At 71.1% G+C, this 20,386-nt stretch carries 22 protein-coding genes; 14 read left to right on the plus strand and 8 right to left on the minus strand.

The window, feature by feature from the left end:
* Positions 1 to 53: 53 nt before the first annotated feature.
* The 4 genes from ACGFY5_RS00990 to ACGFY5_RS01005 all read left to right on the plus strand — a co-directional run bounded on the left by ACGFY5_RS00990 (position 54) and on the right by ACGFY5_RS01005 (position 2,287).
* Entirely contained in the window at positions 54 to 452 is a 399-nt protein-coding gene (locus tag ACGFY5_RS00990; RefSeq protein ID WP_392715925.1) for a YwqJ-related putative deaminase, read from the plus strand.
* Positions 449 to 931 (plus strand): SUKH-3 domain-containing protein, encoded by a 483-nt coding sequence (locus tag ACGFY5_RS00995; RefSeq protein ID WP_392715927.1) that lies wholly within the window; start codon positions 449 to 451, stop codon positions 929 to 931. Before ACGFY5_RS00990 ends, ACGFY5_RS00995 begins: the two co-directional genes overlap by 4 nt.
* Positions 928 to 1,665 carry a histidine phosphatase family protein gene (locus tag ACGFY5_RS01000; RefSeq protein ID WP_392715929.1) on the plus strand — a complete coding sequence of 246 codons (738 nt, stop codon included), beginning with the start codon at positions 928 to 930 and terminating at the stop codon, positions 1,663 to 1,665. Before ACGFY5_RS00995 ends, ACGFY5_RS01000 begins: the two co-directional genes overlap by 4 nt.
* A gap of 61 nt (positions 1,666 to 1,726) precedes the next feature.
* Positions 1,727 to 2,287 carry a hypothetical protein gene (locus ACGFY5_RS01005; RefSeq protein ID WP_392715931.1) on the plus strand — a complete coding sequence of 187 codons (561 nt, stop codon included), beginning with the start codon at positions 1,727 to 1,729 and terminating at the stop codon, positions 2,285 to 2,287.
* Positions 2,288 to 2,298: 11 nt separating this feature from the next.
* Here the strand turns inward: ACGFY5_RS01005 and mycP are convergent, their stop codons facing one another.
* Entirely contained in the window at positions 2,299 to 3,519 is a 1,221-nt protein-coding gene (mycP, locus tag ACGFY5_RS01010; RefSeq protein ID WP_392715933.1) for a type VII secretion-associated serine protease mycosin, read from the minus strand.
* Between the two features lie 347 nt (positions 3,520 to 3,866).
* Here mycP and idi point away from each other — a divergent pair, with 347 nt between their 5' ends.
* Positions 3,867 to 4,436: an isopentenyl-diphosphate Delta-isomerase gene (gene idi / locus ACGFY5_RS01015; protein WP_392715935.1), complete on the plus strand. Its 570-nt coding sequence runs from the start codon at positions 3,867 to 3,869 to the stop codon at positions 4,434 to 4,436.
* Here the strand turns inward: idi and ACGFY5_RS01020 are convergent.
* On the minus strand, positions 4,399 to 5,322 hold the full coding sequence (locus tag ACGFY5_RS01020) for an alpha/beta fold hydrolase (protein ID WP_392715937.1): 924 nt from the start codon (positions 5,320 to 5,322) through the stop codon (positions 4,399 to 4,401). The genes idi and ACGFY5_RS01020 overlap by 38 nt on opposite strands.
* 121 nt (positions 5,323 to 5,443) lie before the next feature.
* Here ACGFY5_RS01020 and ACGFY5_RS01025 point away from each other — a divergent pair, with 121 nt between their 5' ends.
* Positions 5,444 to 6,430, plus strand: a complete 987-nt coding sequence (locus ACGFY5_RS01025) for a hypothetical protein (RefSeq protein ID WP_392715939.1) — start codon at positions 5,444 to 5,446, stop codon at positions 6,428 to 6,430.
* Between the two features lie 36 nt (positions 6,431 to 6,466).
* Here ACGFY5_RS01025 and acs read toward each other — a convergent pair whose 3' ends face one another.
* Positions 6,467 to 8,431, minus strand: a complete 1,965-nt coding sequence (acs, locus tag ACGFY5_RS01030) for an acetate--CoA ligase (RefSeq protein WP_392715941.1) — start codon at positions 8,429 to 8,431, stop codon at positions 6,467 to 6,469.
* A 139-nt stretch (positions 8,432 to 8,570) separates the two neighbouring features.
* On the opposite strand from acs, the gene ACGFY5_RS01035 reads away from it, so the two are divergent.
* The gene (locus ACGFY5_RS01035) at positions 8,571 to 9,305 is read left to right on the plus strand and encodes an oxidoreductase (RefSeq protein ID WP_392715943.1); all 735 of its coding nucleotides are present in this window, start codon (positions 8,571 to 8,573) and stop codon (positions 9,303 to 9,305) included.
* Here the strand turns inward: ACGFY5_RS01035 and ACGFY5_RS01040 are convergent.
* Positions 9,302 to 10,117: a hypothetical protein gene (locus tag ACGFY5_RS01040; RefSeq protein WP_392715945.1), complete on the minus strand. Its 816-nt coding sequence runs from the start codon at positions 10,115 to 10,117 to the stop codon at positions 9,302 to 9,304. The genes ACGFY5_RS01035 and ACGFY5_RS01040 overlap by 4 nt on opposite strands.
* 313 nt (positions 10,118 to 10,430) lie before the next feature.
* On the minus strand, positions 10,431 to 11,360 hold the full coding sequence (locus tag ACGFY5_RS01045; RefSeq protein ID WP_392715947.1) for an HAD family hydrolase: 930 nt from the start codon (positions 11,358 to 11,360) through the stop codon (positions 10,431 to 10,433).
* A 587-nt stretch (positions 11,361 to 11,947) separates the two neighbouring features.
* Here ACGFY5_RS01045 and ssd point away from each other — a divergent pair.
* The 7 genes from ssd (at position 11,948) to ACGFY5_RS01080 (ending at position 16,963) form a co-directional block, all read left to right on the plus strand.
* Positions 11,948 to 13,024 (plus strand): septum site-determining protein Ssd, encoded by a 1,077-nt coding sequence (gene ssd, locus ACGFY5_RS01050; RefSeq protein ID WP_392718589.1) that lies wholly within the window; start codon positions 11,948 to 11,950, stop codon positions 13,022 to 13,024.
* Positions 13,021 to 14,181, plus strand: a complete 1,161-nt coding sequence (locus tag ACGFY5_RS01055; protein ID WP_392715949.1) for a TadA family conjugal transfer-associated ATPase — start codon at positions 13,021 to 13,023, stop codon at positions 14,179 to 14,181. The genes ssd and ACGFY5_RS01055 overlap by 4 nt, the downstream gene beginning before the upstream one ends.
* On the plus strand, positions 14,178 to 15,059 hold the full coding sequence (locus tag ACGFY5_RS01060) for a hypothetical protein (protein WP_392715951.1): 882 nt from the start codon (positions 14,178 to 14,180) through the stop codon (positions 15,057 to 15,059). Before ACGFY5_RS01055 ends, ACGFY5_RS01060 begins: the two co-directional genes overlap by 4 nt.
* On the plus strand, positions 15,056 to 15,931 hold the full coding sequence (locus tag ACGFY5_RS01065; protein WP_392715954.1) for a type II secretion system F family protein: 876 nt from the start codon (positions 15,056 to 15,058) through the stop codon (positions 15,929 to 15,931). Before ACGFY5_RS01060 ends, ACGFY5_RS01065 begins: the two co-directional genes overlap by 4 nt.
* A gap of 74 nt (positions 15,932 to 16,005) precedes the next feature.
* Entirely contained in the window at positions 16,006 to 16,209 is a 204-nt protein-coding gene (locus ACGFY5_RS01070; RefSeq protein ID WP_392715956.1) for a DUF4244 domain-containing protein, read from the plus strand.
* An 11-nt stretch (positions 16,210 to 16,220) separates the two neighbouring features.
* A complete protein-coding gene (locus ACGFY5_RS01075; protein WP_392715958.1) occupies positions 16,221 to 16,541 on the plus strand; it encodes a TadE family type IV pilus minor pilin in 321 nt (106 codons plus the stop codon).
* An 86-nt stretch (positions 16,542 to 16,627) separates the two neighbouring features.
* Complete coding sequence (locus ACGFY5_RS01080; RefSeq protein WP_392715960.1) at positions 16,628 to 16,963, plus strand: Rv3654c family TadE-like protein; 336 nt, start codon at positions 16,628 to 16,630, stop codon at positions 16,961 to 16,963.
* Between the two features lie 173 nt (positions 16,964 to 17,136).
* Here the strand turns inward: ACGFY5_RS01080 and ACGFY5_RS01085 are convergent, their stop codons facing one another.
* Genes ACGFY5_RS01085 through ACGFY5_RS01095 form a run of 3 tightly spaced genes read right to left on the minus strand, consistent with a single transcriptional unit; the run spans position 17,137 to position 20,371 of the window.
* Positions 17,137 to 17,472: a DUF4440 domain-containing protein gene (locus ACGFY5_RS01085; RefSeq protein WP_392715963.1), complete on the minus strand. Its 336-nt coding sequence runs from the start codon at positions 17,470 to 17,472 to the stop codon at positions 17,137 to 17,139.
* Positions 17,469 to 18,854 (minus strand): metallopeptidase TldD-related protein, encoded by a 1,386-nt coding sequence (locus tag ACGFY5_RS01090; RefSeq protein WP_392715965.1) that lies wholly within the window; start codon positions 18,852 to 18,854, stop codon positions 17,469 to 17,471. Before ACGFY5_RS01090 ends, ACGFY5_RS01085 begins: the two co-directional genes overlap by 4 nt.
* A complete protein-coding gene (locus ACGFY5_RS01095) occupies positions 18,851 to 20,371 on the minus strand; it encodes a TldD/PmbA family protein (RefSeq protein ID WP_392715967.1) in 1,521 nt (506 codons plus the stop codon). Before ACGFY5_RS01095 ends, ACGFY5_RS01090 begins: the two co-directional genes overlap by 4 nt.
* Positions 20,372 to 20,386: the final 15 nt, after the last annotated feature.

The following is a 20,386-nucleotide window of genomic DNA, read 5'->3' on the forward strand; positions in this document are numbered from 1 at the left end:
CGACGATAACTCCGCTCGGCGGTGGTGAAGAACCGAACGGTAGGGTCCACCGCATGCCCGCGTCCGCTGCACCACGTCCGCTTCCGATGACGGCGGGTGCTCTCATCGTCGGTGGGATGGTGCACTCGCACACCTCGATCCGCGGGGATGTCGCGCCGAACCTGCACCCGATCGTGGCGCGGATTCTCGACGAGCTCCCCACCGCGCAGCGCGAGCGCTACGCCGGTTGGTGCGCGGAGGTCGCGTTGATCTCCGACCGTCTGCACGACGCCGACAAGGAAGCCGGGCGTCCGGTCACCCTCGACGAAGCGAAAGCGGCCCTGGACGGCGGCCAGATCCACATCTCACGCATCCGCGAGGACGGCGATCCCACCCATGGCCGGTTCCAGCCGCCCTGCCGGTCGTGCACGGTGCTGCTCAGCGAGTTCGGCGTCACGACGGTGAGCGCATGACGAGGTTCCCGGAGCAGGTCGAGACCGTGCTGCGCGCGTCCGGGTGGACTCCCGGCCGCAAGGACGTCCAGCGGGCCCGCCACTGGGGCCTGACGCTCAGCGCCTGGGCGTCGCCGGCCGGCCACCAGCACACGTTCTCCGCCAAGGCGTCCGAGGCGCTGGCCGAGTTCGGCAGCCTGACCGTGCACCAGGACGGCCCCGGCGTCGACGTCGCCCGCGCCACGTTCACGCTCGACCCCGAACTGGCCCTGCACACCTGGCTGACGCTGCGCGGGCTCGGAGCGGCGCTGAACGTCGGACTGTTCCCGCTCGGCCTCGAGGACGACGGTGTCTCCACGCTCGCGATCGACACCACCGGCCGGGTGTTCGCGCTCGACCACACCGCGGAGTGGCTGCTCGGCCGCACGATCGACGAGGCGCTCGTCACGTTGATCCTCGGCCGTCAGCCCGCACGCGTTCGGGCGGACGGCTCGGTATGAGCGTCTCCGGCTTCCCCGCGCCCGGCGTCGACGTCGCCGAACTGACCGTGGTCCGGCACGGTCAGAGCCTGTCCAACGAGTTGCTGATCGCCGCGAACCAGGCCGGCATCGCCGAGGTCGACGGGCTGCCCGCCCGCGACGCCGACGTCCCGCTGTCCGCCCGCGGCGAGCGGGAAGCGGCAGCGGTCGGGCGCTGGGCCGCTTCGCTGGACAACCCACCCGACCTGGTCATCGCGTCGCCGTACCTGCGCGCCCGGCACACCGCGCAGGCCGCTGTCGACGCGCTCGCCGCCGTCGGCCGCGCGCCCGAGTTCCGTCTGGACGACCGGGTCCGCGACCGCGAGATCGGCATCCTCACGCTGCTCACCGAAGCTCGGCTGCGTGTGGCCTACCCCGAGGAGGTGGCCCGTCGCGAAGCCACCGGATTCCTCTACTACCGCCCGCCCGGCGGTGAGGCGCACACCGACATGGCGATCCGGCTCCGCAGCTTCCTCACCGACCTGGGCGAGGCCGCCGCGGGTCGGCGCGTGCTCGTCGTCGCCCACGACTCGGTCGTCGTCATGCTGCGGTACGTGATCGAAGGGCTGCTCGAGGCCGACGTGGCGGAAATCGCCGCCTCCGGCGGCATCAAGAACGCGTCGGTGACGCGCTGGGAACGGCGCGGCTGGGCACTCCGGCTAACGCTCTTCAACGACGTCGCGCACCTGTCACTGGAGCATTCACAAGACGCTTGAGGGAACTGTTCTCGCAGGTCGGCGGGGTCGCGCGAACCTCGCATTTAGGTACGCTGCCGGTATGGCATTACCGGTAGCACGAACCCGGGACGAAGCTCATCTCTACATGGATATGCGGCCTTGTTCCGCTTGTGGGAAGAGCGACGTCCAATGGGACAGTGCCCTGACGTCCGACGAAGGCGCTCCGGCACGGCGTTACAGCGGGTCCTGTCCGGGATGCGGGGCGCCGCGGGAGTTCGTCTTCCGGCTTCCCGAGCGGCCGCTGCTGCCGGGCCCGGGTGACGTCGTCCTGTTCGGCGCCGACGAGCCGTCGGAGCTGCTGGACGCCGGCGAGTGGCTCTACGTCGCCGACGTGTGTGCACAAGCCGCCGCGGGCGGCCCGGGACGCGAGCCGGGGCCGGTGCTGAGCGCGGAAGCACGCGAGTCGCTGATCGTCGCGGTCGCGGCGATGGACGAGGTACTCAAGTTCATCCCACCGGAGAAGGACGAGGTGCCGCGCGCCGGCTTCTGGTCCGAGCGCGGCCGCACGCTACGGCAGACCGAACCGGGGCGCTTCCGGCGTCGGCGGCTGCAGACGATCCGGAACACCTACCGCGACGCGCTGGCCCGGGCCGCGAGCTGAGCGCCCGCCCTCTACCAGGGGGGTGGGCGGTGATCGTCGGGCGGAATGTCCCAGCCTTTCCGGTGGGGCCGCGGTTGCTGGTGCACGACTGCGAACCCGACGGCTGCCAGCGCCAGCAACATCACCGCGGCGATCGCACCGCCGAACAGCAGCGCCCGGTTCCGGAGACCGTCGATCCGGCTCGCCAGTGCTGGTTCGGCCGGCGGGGACGTCGACGTCGTCGCCGGTCCTGGTGCTTTCACCGCCGACTGGTCGGACGTTGGAACGCTCGGCGCGGGTCCAGCTGACGGCGCGCTGCCGCCCCGGTTGGTCGCATGGCTGGTCAGCAGGGGATTCCTGCTGACCACGGGCACCTCCTCCGAGACAGCGCCCAGCGGGTCGACGACGCCGAACCCGTACTGCCCGTCGCGTCCCACCGGACCCTTGTCGTCGGCCGTACCGATCAGCCGGTTGACGACGTTCGCCGCGGACATGCCCGGGTAGCGCGACCGGATCAGGGCGGCGGTGGCGCTGACCATCGGCGCGCCGAAGCTGGTGCCCTGGACCTTCCAGTACCCGTGGTCGAGGCCGGCCGCGGTCAGCTCCGTGGCGGGGGCGGACAACACGGTCTCGGGGCCCTGGAGCGAGCCGGTCCAGAACGCTCCGGTGCGCAGCAGCCCGGAGACCGCGACGACGCCCGGCTCGCGCGCCGGGTGCCAGACCTTCGCGCCGCGGTCGTTGGAGAGGTTGCCGTCGCACGCCACCACGACGACGTTCTTGCTGAACGCGTAGGCGACCGCGTCGGTCAGCACCTTGGCGGTGTCGGCGCTGCCCAGCGACAGGTTGATCACGTCGGCGCCGCGGTCGACCGCCCAGCGCACGGCCTTGGCGATCGTCGCCGCGGAGTCGTACTCGTTGCGCGGATCGAGCACCCGGATCGGCAGGATCTTCGCCCGGTGCGCGATCCCGACGACGCCGTTCGCGTCGTTCAGGCCGGCGATGAACGCCGCGACCGCGGTGCCGTGCCCGACGACGTCCGTGCGGCCGTCGGTGGAGCCGTCGACGAAGTCGGTACCGGGCAGGACCTGGCCGATGAGGTCGGGATGGGTGGCGTCGACGCCGGAGTCGACGACCGCGACCGTCACACCGTTGCCGGTGGAGTACTGCCAGGCGGCCCGGGCGTCGAGGAAAGAGAGCTGCCACTGTTGGTCGCGGACCGTGTCGGCGGCAGCGGGAGCGGCCGGCGCGAACACGCTGACGAGCGCAGCGGTGGCGAGCAGCGATGCGAAGGCACGCCGAAGCGAGGGCCGTGGCCCTGGCTGCCGGTTGTGCACCAAGCGTGTCTCCGCAGTTCACTGTCGTGCCGTCGATTGACACGGTACGGCGAAACAACACCCCGTGCCCCGTCGGTCTCGAGAGGCGCACTCATCTCTCGGCAGGCAGACTGGAACTCGGAATGCGTCCAGCGCCGTGGATGGAAGAGGCTTTCGTGGTGTTCGCCTACACAGAAAGGGCCGAATCGGGCATGCCCGAGGTGCTGGCCTGTGAGGAACCGCACAGTACCAACGGGCGGCCCGCAGGCCGAATTTCACCCGATCCGGTGGCCGACGACGAGCTGATCGTCCTGCTCAGCGACGACGGACGGGCCATCGGCACCGCACCCAAGCTGGCGAGTCACCATCGTGAAACCCCGTTGCACGCCGCGTTCTCGAGCTACGTCTTCGACCGGTCCGGACGCTTCCTGCTGACCCGGCGGGCGCTGTCGAAGAAGACGTGGCCCGGCGTCTGGACCAACTCGTGCTGCGGTCACCCCGCGCCGGAGGAGGACGCGGTCTCCGCGGTGCGGCGTCGGCTGCACCACGAGCTCGGCCTCTCGGTCACGATCGACGAGATCGTGCCGCTGCTGCCCGACTTCCGCTACCGCGCCGAGCTGGACGGCATCGTCGAGAACGAGATCTGCCCGGTCTTCGGCGTCCGCGTCGACGCCGAGCCGGTGCCGAACCCGGACGAGGTCGAGGAGTACCGCTGGGTCGACTGGCCGGAGGTGCTCGCCGGTCGGGCAGGGGTCGCGCTCTCGCCGTGGTCGCTCCTCCAGCTCGTCGAGCTGGAGGACCACCCCACGGTGACCGCGCTCAGGACGCCTTCGCCCAGCGCAGAAGCTCCTCGTTGACCGCGTCGGGTTGCTCCGCCTGCGGGAAGTGGCCGACACCGTCGAGCACCTGCCACTCGTAGCCGCCGGTCACGTACCGGCAGGAACCCTCCGCGGTGCGGGGGAGCAGGTAGGTGTCGTCGGCGCCGTGCAGCTGCAGCGTCGGCGCCGTGACGTCGGCCTGCATCAGCTTGGCGTAGCGCCACCCGGCCGGCCGGGTCAGCGAGCGGAGCGACCACCGGTAGTACTCCATCGCGCAGAACGCGGCCTGCGGGATCTGGATCGCGGTGCGGCACGCCCGCGTGTACTCCGCGTAGTCGTCGGTTTCCGTCCAGCGCGACCCGGCCCACTTCTCGAACAGGTTCCCGACGTAGGTGGCGTCGTCCGCAGTGACGCGGTGCTCGTAGCGGGGGGTCTGGAACGCGAACAGCGTCCGGCTCGCGGCGAGCTGCCCGCGCGGGTCTGCCGCGATCGCGGCACGGAGCCGGAGCGGGTGCGGCGAGCCGATCACGACCATCCGCCGCACCTGGCGCGGGTGGAACGTGGCGGTGGCCCAGGCGAGTGCACCGCCCCAGTCGTGGCCCACGAGCATCGCGTCGCGTTCGCCGAGCGCGCGGATCAACCCGCTGACGTCACTGGCGAGCGTGAACCCGTCGTAGCCGCGCGGCGGTTTGTCGCTGGCGCCGTAGCCGCGCAGGTCGACGGCCGCCACGCGGTAACCGGCCTCGGCCAGCGGTTCGATCTGGTGTCTCCACGTCCACCAGTACTCGGGGAAGCCGTGCAGGAGCAGGATCAGCGGCCCCGTTCCGGCTTCCGCCACATGAAATCTGCTGCCGTTTGCGTGTACGAAGCGATGGCTCCACGGTCCGTCATGGAGAACGACCACGTCGTCCGGCGGGTTGGCCATAGCGGCCAGCGTAGAGCGCCCGGCCCGGGGCGCGGATCTTCCCATCGTCCGCGTGCATGTTTCCCGGGCTAACCGAGCTGACAGCCTCTACCCTTCGGAGCCGGGGAGAGGAAGGTTTTCCGTGATCGACGTGTACGCGCCAGCTGAGGTCCCCCGGTGCCCCGACTGGACGATGTCGTGGGACGCCGACCCGCCGGGGAGGGCCGCGTTCGCCGTTGACGACGGTGAGCAGACGTTGCTGTTGGCCGCCGACGGGCGACGAATTCGCATGGTCGGGGCAGAGCGCCTGGACGATCCGGGCCAGCTGTCACCGGATGGAACAAGACTCGCACTGGTCGTCGACCGACCGGTGCCCACGATTTCCGTGCTCGACCTGCGCGACGGAAGCCGACGGGGGTTCCCGGCTACCGTGCGTGGCGCCGAAGTGCTGTCCTGGCTACCGAGTGGGCGGCGGCTGCTCTACGGCAACGACGAAGGCATGTACCTGCTCGACCTGGAGACCGGTCGCAGCGATGCCTACGACCTCTCCGGCGAGGAGCCGCGTGAGGTCGCGGTCGCGCCCGAGGGCGCCCGGATCGCTGTCGACGTCGGGGCGTACGTGCGCATCGCGCCGCTGGCCGGTGGGCCGCCGGTTCGGGTTCCGCTGCCCGAGGACGCGGCGCTCGGCGCGCACGGATGGTCACCCGACGGGCGGCTGCTCGCCGTCGGCCGGGAGATCACGCCGTCCCGCGAGCAACGGGGCGGTTTCGACCTGGTGATCACCGCGCTCGACACCGAGCGGGGGTTCCGGCCGGCCGCGCAGATCAGCGTCGTCGGGGTCGTCGCCGGTGCGTTCGTCGGGTGGCGCTCGATGAACTCGATCCTGCTGCTCGAGCGTCGGTTCGAGGAGCCGTTCCGGCTCGTCGTCCGCGGGCTCGACGGTTCGGAGATCGAGACGCTGGCGCACCTGCACGGCTCGGTGTGGGAGGTCCGTGCGGCGGCCGGCCTGCTCGAGGTGGTCCGTACCAACGCCGACGGTGAGCCCGTCGACCTGGGCGTTCCGCCGCGGTGGCAGCGGATGACCGGGTCTCTGCGCAAGGGCTTCCGCAAGGATCGTTCAGCCCGCTGAGCGGGGCCCCGGCGCGAGCCGGGGCCCCGTCCGGGGTCAGTCTTCCTTGCCGCCGGTGAGGCCCTGGCTGATCAGGTTCATCACGGTCGGGTCCGCGAGCGTGGTGACGTCGCCCAGGGAGCGGTTCTCGGCGACGTCACGCAGCAGGCGCCGCATGATCTTGCCGGACCGGGTCTTGGGCAGCTCGGGAACCACCAGGATCTGACGCGGCTTCGCGATCGGGCCGATCTCGCGGGCCACGTGCTGACGCAACTCGGCCGCCGTGTCGGTGCCCTCCTTGGCCTCGCCGCGCAGGATCACGAACGCGACGATGCCCTGGCCGGTGGTCGGGTCGGTGGCGCCCACCACTGCGGCCTCGGCCACGGACGGGTGGCTGACCAGCGCCGACTCCACCTCGGTGGTGGAGATGCGGTGGCCGGACACGTTCATGACGTCGTCGACGCGGCCGAGCAGCCAGAGGTCGCCGTCGTCGTCCTTCTTCGCCCCGTCACCGGCGAAGTAGTAGCCCTGATCGGCGTAGCGCGACCAGTACGTGTCCTTGAAGCGTTCGTCGTCGCCCCAGATGCCGCGCAGCATCGACGGCCACGGCTCGGTGAGCACCAGGTATCCGCCGCCGCCGTCGGGCACCGGCTTCCCGCTTTCGTCGACGACGTCCGCGGAGATGCCGGGGAGGGCTCGCTGGGCGGACCCGGGCTTGGTCGCGGTGACGCCGGGGAGTGGGGAGACCATGATCGCGCCGGTCTCGGTCTGCCACCAGGTGTCCACGATCGGGGCGTTGTCGCCGCCGATGTGGTGGCGGTACCAGATCCAGGCTTCGGGGTTGATCGGCTCGCCCACGGAGCCGAGCAGGCGCAGGCTCGAGAGGTCGAACTTCGCCGGGATGTCGGCGCCCCACTTCATGAACGTGCGGATCGTGGTGGGCGCGGTGTACAGGATCGTCACCTTGTACTTCTGGATGATCTCCCAGAAGCGGCCCTGGTGCGGGGTGTCCGGAGTGCCCTCGTACATCACCTGCGTGACGCCGTTGGAGAGCGGCCCGTAGACGATGTAGCTGTGGCCGGTGACCCAGCCGATGTCGGCGGCGCACCAGTAGATGTCGGTTTCGGGCTTGAGGTCGAAGACCGCGTGGTGGGTGTAACTCGCCTGGGTGAGGTAGCCACCGCTGGTGTGCAGGATGCCCTTGGGCTTCGCCGTCGTACCCGAGGTGTAGAGAATGAACAGGGGGTTCTCGGCGTCGAAGGTCGTGTGCTCGTGGGTGTCGGGCTGGCGGTCGACGACGTCGTGCCACCAGACGTCGCGCCCCTCGGTCCACGGCACGTCTTCCTCGGTGCGCCTGACGACGAGCACCTTCTCGACGGCGGTGCCGGCGATCGCCTCGTCGGCGGCCGGCTTGAGCGCGGACGGCTTACCGCGCCGGTAACCGCCATCGGCGGTGATGACGATCTTCGCCTGGGCGTCGTCGATCCGGTTGCGGAGGCTGTCGGCGGAGAAACCACCGAAGACGACGCTGTGCGCCGCGCCCAGCCGGGCGCAGGCGAGCATCGCGATCGCGGCCTCCGGGATCATCGGCAGATAGATCATGACGCGGTCGCCGGCGCGGACTCCGAGTTCGGTGAGCGCGTTGGCGGCCTTGGAGACCTCTTTTTGGAGATCGCTGTACGTGATCGTGCGGGTGTCGCCCGGTTCGCCTTCCCAGTGGATCGCGACCCGGTCGCCGTTGCCGGCTTCCACGTGCCGGTCGACGCAGTTGTAGGCGACGTTCAGCTTCCCGCCGACGAACCACTTCGCGAACGGCGCGTTCCACTCGAGGGCGGTGTGCCAGGGCTCGGACCAGTCGAGCCGCTTTGCTGCGTCCTCCCAGAAACCGATGCGGTCGTTCTGGGCCTTCTCGTACGCGTCGGCCTTGACGTTGGCCTGCTCGGCGAAGTCGGCCGACGGCGGGAACGTGCGCTCCTCGCGGAGCAGATTCGAGAGGGTGGCCTCTGTGGGTTCATCGGTCATGTGCGGGACCTCCTCGGTGAGCCGTCGCCAGACTCAAACGTAGTGCCGCGAACGTTGCGGCACAGTATGTGGGCAGGGGTTCCGGCGTTGAGCGGTGTTCTGTCGGCGGTCGATGGCACGCTGTCGTACGGTTCTAACCGTGCCGGATCCCCTCGCGCCGTTGCTCGACCTGCCGGATGTGGCCGATGCGGCCGCCGAGGCCCGCAAGCAGATCGACCAGCTCTTCGGTCACCAGATCCTGCGTCGGAGCTCCGGGCCGGTGAGCGTCGAAGCCGCGCTCCGCGGTGCCCACGCCTCGGCCGCGCTCGAGGGCGCGCGTTACGACCTGGAATCGATCCGCGCCGGTGCGGTCACCGACCCGGTCGTCCAAGGCTCGCTGCGCGTCGCCGGGGCGCTCGGCTCGTTGGTCGACACCTGGAACAAGGCGCCGCTGCAGGTCCTTGCGCGCCTGCACGTTCTCGCGGCGCGTGACGTCCTGCCCGCCGAGGCGCTCGGCCGTCCCCGTACCGATCCGGAGGTCGCGGCACGATTGTCCGCGTTGAGCGATCTGTTGACGAGAGCAACCGAGGCGCCAGCGGTCGTTTTGGCCGCGGTGGTGCACGGTGAGTTGATGGCGCTGGCGCCGTTCGACGGCCCCGGTGGGTTGGTGGCCCGGGCGGCGGCCCGCTTGACCCTGATCGCCAAGGGGCTCGACCCGAAGGCGGTCTCGGTGCCCGAAGCCGGACATCTGGCGCGGGAACCGGAGTACATCGGTGCCACCAACGCGTACGCGACCGGTACCGCGGACGGCGTCCGATCCTGGTTGAAGCACTACTGCGCGGCGGTCGCACTCGGGGCGGACGAGGGTTTCGCGATCTGCGAGGCGATGAGTTAGGGCTTGCGGCGGGCGATCCAAACGGTTCCGGCGAGCTGGGTCAGCGCGGCGAGCAGCATCAGGTAGCCGCCGATGCTCAGCGACAGCGTCGAGTCGACCATCACGCCGGCTTCGGTGAGCTGAGGGCTGTCGTCGCCGAACAGGACGGTCTTCGCCGACACCGCGAACGAGAACAGGATCAGGACGCTCAGCACGGAGAGCTGCACTTGTGCCTGCTCGAACAGTGGATGGTGGCCGCGGCCGCGCACCCTGAGTACACCGAGCACGGCGACCGATACCGCTGCGAGTATCGCCACCCAGCTCAGCGGCGCCAGAAACGTGTTGGGCGCCCACGCCGTCCAGGACGTCGCCAGGTCCTGCCGATTTTCGACGGCCACGAACCGTTCGTCGGTGTAGGAGACGAACGGCAGCGCCGAGAACATGAGGAGCAGGGCACCGCCCAGGATCGTGAGGACGTCGCCGAGCGTCACCGTGGGACCGCTGCGGCGTCCCGGGCGCGCGGTGCCGCGCGCGGTCGGAGGGCGGGTCGGGATCGCCTCGGTGACGTGTTCCGGCGGGGGTTCCGCCGTCGGGTGGTTGGGCAGAAACGCCGGTGCACCGCCGTAGATCGGCGGCGGGGCCGCGCTGGTGTCGTACGTCGGCGGGTGCGGAGCGGGGACGTCGTCGACGTCCGGCGGGGGCCAGGAGGGGCCGTCGGACTGGAAGGCGGGGCCGTGCCAGGTGGCGTGGCCTAAGTTCTGGCCGGGATTTCGGCCGCGGTTCTGGGCGGTCGGCGGCGGGCCGGAGCCGCGGAGCCGGTCGCGCGAATCCATCGTGGTGCTCCCCTCGACGCTGGGCCGCAGCCTAGTGGTTGGGGAAACATGGAACGGCGCCTCCCGTAGGAGGCGCCGTCACGCACAGGAGTTCCGGGCTACCAAGCGTGCACCTGTATCGACGAGCGCGGATCCCGTCGAACCCGCCTCGACGCGCCTCGCGCGGCTGGTCGCGCGTGGGTACCCGGAGCTGTGCACGAGCTTCGTCCGTCGGATGTGCCGTTCGGGCGGAGCCCGTGACCTCTTTCTACGCCCGTTCCGCTGCCCACGGAAGGGGGCTCGAGCAGTACGTTCATACTCCGGTTTGTCGGGATTACGCGTTCGCTAACTTCGCTGACCCGTTCCGTCCACGGTGACGTCCGTACCAGACCATGCCGGCCAGCGCGGCCGCGCCGACGCCGAAGCCGACCGCGGCGGTTGCCAGGACGGGCGTCGACGGCCGAACGAAACGGGTGGGCAGCGTGACCGGGCGGCGGAACACCAGCACCGGCCAGTCGTGCTCGACCGCCGCCTTGCGCAGACCGCGGTCGGGGTTGACGGCAAAAGGGTGGCCGACGGTCTCCAGCATCGGTACGTCGCTGATGGAGTCGGAGTAGGCGTAGCAGTCGGCGAGGTCGTACCCCTCGCTCGCGGCGAGCTCACGAATCGCTGCCGCTTTCGCCGGGCCGGCCGCGTAATACTCGATCTCGCCGGTGTAATGGCCGTCGGCGACTGCCATCCGCGTGGCGACCACTCGGTCGACGCCGAGCAGCGCCCCGATCGGTGCGACGACCTCTTCGCCGGACGTGCTCACGATCACGACGTCCCGACCGGCCGTGCGGTGCTCACCGATCAGTGCGGCCGCTTCGGCGTAAATCGTCGGCTCGATCAGTTCGTGCAGCGTTTCCGCGACGATCTGGCGGACCTGACTGACGTTCCACCCGGTGATCATCGCGGTCACCGAGTCGCGGATGCGCGCCATCTGCGCCTCGTCGGCACCGGCGCGCTGGAACAGCAGCTGCGCGTAGGCGCTTCGCAGCATCGCCCGGCGAGTGATCAATCCGCCCTGGTAGAACGGCTTGCCGAAGGCGAGCGCACTGGACTTGGCGATCACTGTCTTGTCGAGGTCGAAGAAGGCGGCGCTACGCGTGCGGGCCGGTGTGACTGTGCTGGGGGCGCCGGGGGCCACGGGATCCGCGTCGCCGTCCACTGTCGGCAGTTGCTCGGCCGGCCGCTCGTCGCCTGCGTTGGCGCTCACGCTCATGGGTCGGAGTGTAGGACCCTGCCGGCGTCGGAGCGTGTTTCCGGCAGGTGTGGGCGGGTACGTAGACAACCGCGTCGGTCTAAGAAAATACTTACGGATCTTCTTTCTGCACCCACTCGGTTGCAGACGAGCGGTCAGTTGCTAGACAATGTATTGGGTTCTGGGCCGAGTGTGCGGAGGGGGATTACACTTACAGTCTCGGCTGCCCCAAAATTTTCTTGACGGCCCGGTTGACCGCACCCCCCCCGCGGTCATCTGGGCGGGTTCGGCTCGGCCCCCCCGGAGCCGGACCCCGGACGGTCACCGCCCACCCCCCCGGCGGTGACCGTCCCCTTTTTTGTCGGACCGATTCTGAAACGGTTCGGAGTCGCTCTCGGGTGCGACATTTCTCGATAGTTCTCACTTCTGTATCCGGTCGGTAAATATCCACTCTTCGGAATGCGCGCGATAGCACGGGATGTGCGCGCCCAACACGTTGTCCACGGGCTGCGGGGTGGCGTCGGCTGCCTGTGGAGAACCGCTTCGGCGGCGCTGGGATCCGCGACGGTGATCGGGTCGATATCGCGACCCACCCGCCGGAGGAAGACATGCCGCCGCCCGAGGCGCGCCCTCTCGTCTGCGTTCGAGACCCGGAACTGAGCGACGTCCTGCTGCGCCTCGCTGCCGCAGCGGGTGCCGACGTCGAGGTCCCGGTCGACCCGGTCGGCGCCCGTCCGTTGTGGATCGATGCGCCGCTCGTCGTCGTCGGTACGGATGTCGTCGCCGAATACGTCTCGGCGCGCCTGCCCTACCGGCCCGCCGTCGTTCTGGCCGCTGACGAACGGCGGATCCGTCCCGACGATCCGGCCATCTGGCGGATCGCGTCCGATCTGGGAGCGGAACACGTCGTATTTCTTCCCACGGCGGAGGCGTGGCTCGTCGACCGCCTCACCGAAGCGGTCAGCGGGCCGCGCTGCGCCGGCCGGGTGGTCGCGGTCGTCGGCGGGCGCGGCGGTGCGGGTGCGAGCGTTCTGTCGGCGGCCCTGGCCGTCACCGCGGCGCGGAGCGGATCACGGACGATGCTGGTGGACGCCGACCCGCTGGGCGGCGGCCTGGATTTGCTGCTCGGCCGCGAGGGTGCCGGTGGCCTGCGGTGGCCGGATCTCGTCGGTACGGCCGGCCGGGTGAGTCCGCCCGCGTTGCACGACGCGTTGCCTCGCGTCGGTGAGCTCAGCGTGCTGTCGTGGGACCGCGGCGACATCCTCGCGGTGCCGCCCGAGGCGGCGGACGCTGCACTGGACGCGGGGCGTCGCTGTTCCGATCTGCTCGTGGTCGACCTGCCGCGTCGCCCCGACGACGCGGCAGTGCGCGTGTTGCAAGCCGCCGACGTGACGCTGCTGGTCGTGCCGGCCGAGGTGCGTGCCTGTGCGGCGGCGTCGCGGGTAGTCCGGGCGGTGCGTCCGCACTGCGCCCAGCTCTCGTGCGTCGTCCGAGGCCCGGCTCCGGCGGGGCTGCGGTCGGCCGATCTCGCAACCGCGCTGGAGTTGCCGTTGGCGGGTGTGCTCCGGGCCGAGCCTCGCCTGGCCGGTGCGCTCGAGCGCGGCGACATACCGGCGGGATCCGGGCGGGGGCCGTTGGCGAGCTTCTGCCGGAGCTTCCTCGCGAATCTCGAGGCGACCAAATGAGCGATACCGACGCGCTCGCCGAGCGCGTACGCAGCCGGCTGATCACGCTCGGCCATCCTCCGACGCCGGCCGCCGTGGCTACCGCGGTGCGGGCGGAGTACGGCTCGCCGATCGGGGACCGCACGCTGTTCACGCTCACCGCGCGGCTGCACGCCGAACTCGTGGGAGCCGGTCCGCTGACCGCGCTGCTGGCCGAGCCGAACGTTACCGACGTCCTGGTGAACGGTCCGCAGGAGGTCTGGGTCGACCGCGGTGCCGGTCTCCAGCGGGTGCAGTGCGATCTGGGCGACGACACGGCCGTGCGTCGGCTGGCGCAGCGGCTCGCTGCGGCGTGCGGGCGCCGGTTGGACGACGCCTCGCCGTTCTGTGACGCGAAGCTGCCCGACGGGACCCGGATCCATGCCGCTCTTCCGCCGGTGGCGGCCAGCACCGTTCACCTGTCGCTGCGGACGTTCCGGCCGCAGGGCTTCACGGTGGACGACCTGGTAGCGGCGGGGACGCTTACGCCGGAATCGGCGGCGATCGCGCGGGCGGTGCTGGCCGCGCGGCTCGCGTTCCTGGTCAGCGGTGGGACGGGGAGTGGCAAGACGACGCTCTTGTCAGCGCTGCTCGGTGAGGTGCGCGGTGACGAGCGGCTGGTGATCGTCGAGGACGCGGCGGAGTTGCGGCCGGTGCACCCGCACGTCGTCTCGTTGGAGGCTCGTCCGGCCAACGCTGAGGGAGCGGGGGAGATCCCGGTGCGCACGCTCGTTCGAGAGGCGCTCCGGATGCGTCCGGACCGGATCGTTCTCGGCGAGTGCCGCGGGGCGGAAATCGTCGAGTTGCTCGCCGCGCTCAACACCGGGCACGACGGGGGTGCCGGGACGCTTCATGCGAACACCCCCGACGCGGTGCCTACGCGGATCGAGGCACTGGGGCTTCTCGGCGGTCTGAGCCGGGACGCGGTGCACGCGCAGCTGGCAGATGCGGTGCACGTGGTGTTTCACGTCGTCCGGCGGGCGCGGCCCGTGTTGCGGGTGGTCACCGAGATCGGTGTGTTCCGGGTTGGACCCGATGGCCGGGTGCGCGTACTGCCGGCGTGGCGGCACGACGGCGGGGAGGTGCCGGGGCAAGCCGCTCTGCGGGTTCTGCTCGGTGTGGTGGGGGGCCGGCGGTGACCGGGGTGGTGTCGGTTGTCGCGGCTTCGGTCTTGGTGGTGGCTGCCGGGGTGTTGGCGGTGCCCGGTGGGGTGCGTGGGCGGCTGCGGGTGGTGGCGCGGCCTGCTGCGGTGTCCGACGGGTTGCCGGTGGCGCGGTTGTTGGGTGCGGGCCGTCGGCCCGTGGTGTCGACACGGTGGCGGGTGCGTCTCGTGGCGCCGGTGATCGTGGTCGTCGCGGTGTTGGTCGTGATGGTCGCGGGGCCGGTCGTCGCCGGTGCGCTGCTGGCCTACGGCCTCGCTGGCCGGCAGGCGTGGCGTCGGCGTGCGGAGGCCCGGGCCGACGACGCGGTGCGGGCGCTCGGGGCGGTGGCGCTCGCCGGGCTGGCGGACGATCTCCGCGCCGGCCGGACGCCGTCCGCTGCTTTGCACGCGGCGATCGTCGCGGTGGAGGACGGGCCGGTCACCGCGCCGGTCGCGACCGCGCTGGCCGCCGCACGGATCGCGGTGGTGCGGCATCCGTCCGGTGACGTGCCCGTATTGCTGCGGGCGATCCCGGGTCCGCTCGAGCCCGCGTTCCGTCGGCTCGCCGCCGCGTGGACGCTCACCGACTGCGGCATTCCGTTGGCCGACGTCGTCGGACAACTGGACGTCGAACTGCGGCGGCTCCGGCGGTTGAGCGAGCGGGCGGCGGTGCACACCGCCTCCGCGCGTACGACCGCTCGGTTGGTCGCCGGGCTGCCCGTGCTCGGGCTCGGTATCGGGCAACTGCTCGGCGCCGCGCCGGTAGCGGTGCTCACCCGGACGCCGGTCGGTGCCGCGTGCGCCGCCGCGGCGGTGACGCTGCACCTGATCGGGTTCACGCTGGCGCGTCGCCTGAGCCGCGTGGTGCCGACGTGAGCGGCCTCCCGCTGGCCGTCGGCATACTGCTCCTCGCGGCCACCCTGATCGCTCTCCGCCCCACCGCCCGCCGACGCCTGACCCGCCTGGCCTCGGCCCCGGCACCAGGCTTCTGGAGCGCCCTGAGCCGCCGCCGGACCCCGCCGAGCAACTCCCCGTCCCATGCTTCCGGCCCCGCCATGGGTCGGGCCGGACGCGATGGAGGCGGGCTCCTGGCAGGCGGTCGTGACGGGAGCGACGGGAGTGGGTCGGGCCTGTCGCGGGCTGGTGGGGGTGGTCGGTGGATGGGGTGGGGGCTGCCTGGGTTGGTGGGGATGGCTGTGGCGGTGGTGGTTGGGGGGTGGTGGGGGCTGGGGGCGGGTGTGGTCGCCGGGGTGGCAGTGCAGCGGGTCGTGCGGCGGTTGCCGTCGCCGGCGGTCGGACGGGAGCGCGAGGCCGCGGCTGCCGAGTTGCCGTACGCGGTGGATCTGCTCGCCGCAGTGCTGAAGTCGGGCGCGCCGCTCGACCGTGCGGTGGCCCTGGTCGGTGCAGCGATCGGTGGCCCGCTGGGGGAACGGTTGGCGCTCGTCGGCCGGTCGCTGCGCCTCGGGGTGGCAGGGGAAGCCGGGTGGCGTGCGCTGGACGACGTCCCCGGCGCCGACGGGTTCGTCCCTGCGGCGGTACGCGCGGCCGACAGCGGTGCCGCGTTGGCCGCCGCCTGTGGTCGGTGCGCTGCTGACCTTCGCGAGGGCCGCGAGGCGCGAGCGGAGGCGGCAGCGCACCGGGCGTCCGTGTGGGTGGTGCTGCCGCTCGGATTCTGCTTTTTACCGGCGTTCGTCCTGGTCGGCGTGGTGCCGATCGTGCTCGGAGTACTCGATGACCTGCTCACGTGAGCATGGTGGCCGGGGTGCGACGGACGCCGACGAAGGGTTGCCGGGAACGGCCCGGCCGACGAGAGGAGATGCCGATGGGGCAGGGATCGACCGCACGCGGGGTTCGGGGCGCGATCCGGCGGCTCCGGCTGGTGGGGGAGGCCGGGATGAGCACGGCCGAGTACGCCGTGGGGACCATCGCCGCGGTGGCGTTCGCCGGCGTTCTGCTCAAAGTGGTGACGTCGCCGGCGGTGCAGACGGCGTTGAGCGCGATCCTCACGAAGGCGCTGAAGGGGTAGCGCGCGGATCGGTGACCGCGGAGTTGGCGGCGGTGCTGCCGGTGGTGGTGCTGTTGTTGACTGCTGGGCTCACCGTTCTGGCCGCTACCACCGCTCATCTCCGGTGCGTCGACGCTGCGCGGGAGGCCGCCCGCGCAGCGTCGCGCGGTGATCCGGGTGCGGTGGAGATCGGTCGGCGGGTCGCCCCCTCGGGCGCGACCGTTCTGGTGTCGCGCGAGGACGGCCTCGTTCGGGTCACCGTCTCCGCGCCGCTGCCGTCGATCGGCCGCGCCTGGCCCGGCCGGGTCGCCGCTACCGCCGTAGCCGAACCCGAGCCCGGCCCCCCACCGTGACCCGTCTCGCGTGGCAGCGTGCGATGGCTGCGGTCCGTTTCGGGTGGCTGCGGCGAACGGGTGCGAGTGCGTGGGGGAGTGCGTCGGTGTTGGGGCTCGGAGTGGGGTTGGCGTTGTTGATGGTCGGGCTCGGATTTCAGAGCGTTGGCTCGGCCGCCGTCGCCCGCCATCGTGCCGGGCTCGCGGCCGACATGGCCGCGCTCTCCGGCGCGCTGCACACCGCGGAAGGCGCGGCGGCAGCCTGCGACCGGGCCCGCGCAATCGCGGCGGCGAACGGCGCGACACTCATCGCCTGCGCGACGACCGCCACCGACGTCACGGTCACCACCGCGGTCACACCAACCGGCCCAGCCGCCCTCATCGGCCAAGCCACAGCCACCGCCCGAGCAGGCCCAACCATCCCACCCGCCCAAACCCCCTGATCCACCGCCGCCGCGCGCGCCCGCGCCCCTGCGCCGCGCCGCGCCGCGTCCGCGCCGCGCCGCGCCGCGCCGCGTCCGCGCCGCGCCGCGCCGCGTCCGTGCGGCCGTCCGTGGCAGGCGCCTGTGTCCGCGCGTCCGTGGGGGCGGCTGGGGCGCGCACGGCTCGGTAGGGGTCAGGTGTCTACTCGGCCGCCGAAGTAGACCTGGGTTTCTACCAGCTTTCCGTCCCGCACGCGGGAGACCTCCGCGTTGCGGTAGCGGCCGCTCTCGATCACGTACTCGTACAGCAGGAACACCTCGCCACCCCCGAGGTCCACGAGATGCACGATCTCCTGCTCCGAGAACCGATCCGCGGTCGGGAAGCACCGCTCCAGGAACGCGGCCTTGTCGATCTGGTCGTCCTGCGGACTCGTGAACACGTAGTCCTCGGCCAACAACGCCGAAGCTGCAGCAAGATCCTGCGCCCGGTATGCCGCCATCGAGGCACGCACGACGTCGAGATCGCTCATGACGCCGGCGAAACGCTGCTCATGTTGAAGTCCGGCACCCGCAACGCCGGCATCGCGGTCCGGTGGAAGTAGTCTCCCCACTCCCGCGAGAACGCTGGCCCCGTCGTCGAGGCACCCGTGAACCTCGACAACAGGTCCACCGGCGATTCGTTGAACCGGAAGTTGTTCACCGCACCGACCACCTCGCCACCCTCCACGAGGTACACCCCGTCCCTGGTCAACCCGGTCAGCAGCAGCGTCTGCGGATCCACCTCGCGGATGTACCAGAGACACGTCAGCAACAGTCCACGGTCCACACCGGCGACCAGGTCGTCGAGCCCACTCGACGCCCCACCGACCTCCATCACCAAGTTCCCGACCATCGGCGTCACCGGAAGCCCGGTGATCTCCGCGGAGCGCCGGGTCTGCATGAGCGCGGTGAGCGAGCCGTCCCGGATCCAGTCCGTCGGCTCGAGCGGCAAGCCGTTGTCGAACACGCTGCTCGTGCCCGACGACGCGTGGGCCAGGACGAACGGTGCCGACTGCAGTCCGGGAAGAGAGGGGTCCGAGCGCAGCGTCACCGGGTGCGGCGTCAGACGCTCACCCACGCGGGTTCCGCCACCCGGCCGGGAGAACACAGTGCGCCCCTCGTGAGCCGAGCGGGCGCTCATGTTCCAGTACGCGTAGATCATCAGGTCGGCCACCGCAGTCGGCGGCAGCACCGTGTCGTACCGCCCAGGCTCCAGGTCGATCCGCCGCGCGGACCACGCCAACCGCTGCGCGAGTGCAGCGTCCAGCGACGCGATCGACACGTCCGAGAAGTCCCGCGTCGCCTGGCCGACCCACGCCGAGCGGCTCAGGTCCGAGCCGATCTTGCCCGTGATCCCGATGTGCCCCTGCGGCTGGACGTGACGCAGCCGCAGCCCGGTCGAGGTGCCCAGGTAATAGGTGTCGACCTCGTGCTCCACGAACCCGTAGAGCAGCCGGTCGGCCCCGCGCGCGGCGCCGAACGCCTCGCCGAGCGCCGGTGCGATCGACGAGAACACGTCGATCGAGGTTTCTTCAGGAGCGAGATCCCAGTCCGGAGAGGTGCCCCCGGATACGAGGTCCTGCGCGTCGTCCGCCGCGCCGTTACCCCGCGCGGTCTCCTCCGCCGCCCGAACCAGAGCCTCCAGCTCGTCCGACGAAACCGACGTCCGCGACACCGCGCCGCTCGCCACCCCGGTGCCCACGCCCACCGTCGAGATCACGGTGATCGACCGCGACCGCATCACGCCGTTCGTCGTCAGCGTGTTCGTCGCCCACCGCAGATTCGCGCTGGTCGACTCACCGGCGATGACGATGCACCCGTCGCTCTTGGAGAGCGCCAATGCCTGTTCGACGAGATCCTGAGCCGTGGTCATCGCCCGCCCTCCTGCACCGTGTTGAGGATCGAGACGTCCCGGAACAGCGCGCTCGGGCAGCCGTGCGACACGGGCGCGACCTGACCCGGCTGAGCCTTGCCGCAGTTGAACGCTCCGCCGAGAACCCAGGTCGACGGGCCGCCGACGGCCTCCATCGAGCCCCAGAAGTCCAGCGTGTTGCTCTGGTAAGCGACGTCACGCAGCTGCCCCGCCAGGCGGCCGTTGCGGATCTCGAAGAAGCGCTGGCCGGTGAACTGGAAGTTGTAGCGCTGCATGTCGATCGACCAGGACTTGTCGCCGACCACGTAGATCCCGCGCTCGACCCCCGCGATCAGATCCGCGGTGGAGACGTCCGACGACCCGGGAGCCAGCGACACGTTCGCCATCCGCTGGATCGGCACATGTCCCGGCGAGTCGGCGAACGCGCACCCGTTCGAGCGGGACACCCCGAGCTGGGAACCGAGCAGCGCCGCCATCCGACGGTCCAGCTGGTAACCCACCAGGGTGCCGGTGCGGACGATGTCCCACGACTGCCCGGCCACGCCCTCGTCGTCCCAGCCGACCGTCGCCAGGCCGTGCTCGACGGTGCGGTCACCGGTGACGTTCAGGACGTCGGAGCCGTACCGCAGCGTCCCGATCTTGTCGGGCGTGGCGAACGACGTACCCGCGTAGTTGGCTTCGTAGCCGAGCGCGCGGTCGAGCTCGGTGGCGTGGCCGATCGACTCGTGGATCGTCAGCCACAGGTTCGAGGGGTCGACGACCAGGTCGTAGCGGCCAGGCTCGACGCTCCGCGCGGCCATCTTCGCTGCCAGCAGGGAAGGCAACGAAGCCAGCTCGGTGTCCCAGTCCCACCCGGTTCCGGTGAGGTACTCCCAGCCCCGGCCGGCGGGTGGGGCGATGCTGTCCATCGTCTCGAACCGGCCGCTCTCGGCGTCCACCGACAGCGCCTGGATGCTCGGGTTGATCCGGACGCGCTGCTGCGTCACGACCGTGCCGGCGGTGTCGGCGTAGAACTTGCCTTCGAGCACCTGGGAGAGCCCGGCGGTGACGTGGCTGATGCCTGCTGCCTCCAGGAGGCGCTGGGAGTACTCCGCCAGCAGCGCGACCTTCTCGGTCTCCGGCACGTCGAAGGGGTTGACGAGATACGAGGAGACCCACTGGACGTCCCGGTAGACCGGTTCGTCGGCCAGTTCGACCCGCTCGGTGCTCATCCGGGCGCTGACCTTCGCCACCTGCACCGCGGTCGAAGCCGCCGCGACGACCGCGTCGACGGTCAGATCGACGCCGGCGGCGAAGCCCCAGGCGCCGTCGTGGACCACGCGGACGGCGAACCCGACGTCTTCTCCGTCGTGGCTGCCTTCGAGGCGGCCGTCGCGCAGCGACAGCCCCTGCGAACGCAGCCGTTCGAGGCGGAAGTCCGCATGACTCGCACCGAGGTCACGGGCCCGCTGTAGGGCGGCGTCGGCGAGCACCGCGCGGGGCAGGGCGAGGAAACGCTGATCGATCTCGTGCGCCACTCGACTGACACTATC

The organism is Cryptosporangium sp. NPDC048952 (assembly GCF_043197895.1).
Lineage (GTDB): Bacteria > Actinomycetota > Actinomycetes > Mycobacteriales > Cryptosporangiaceae > Cryptosporangium.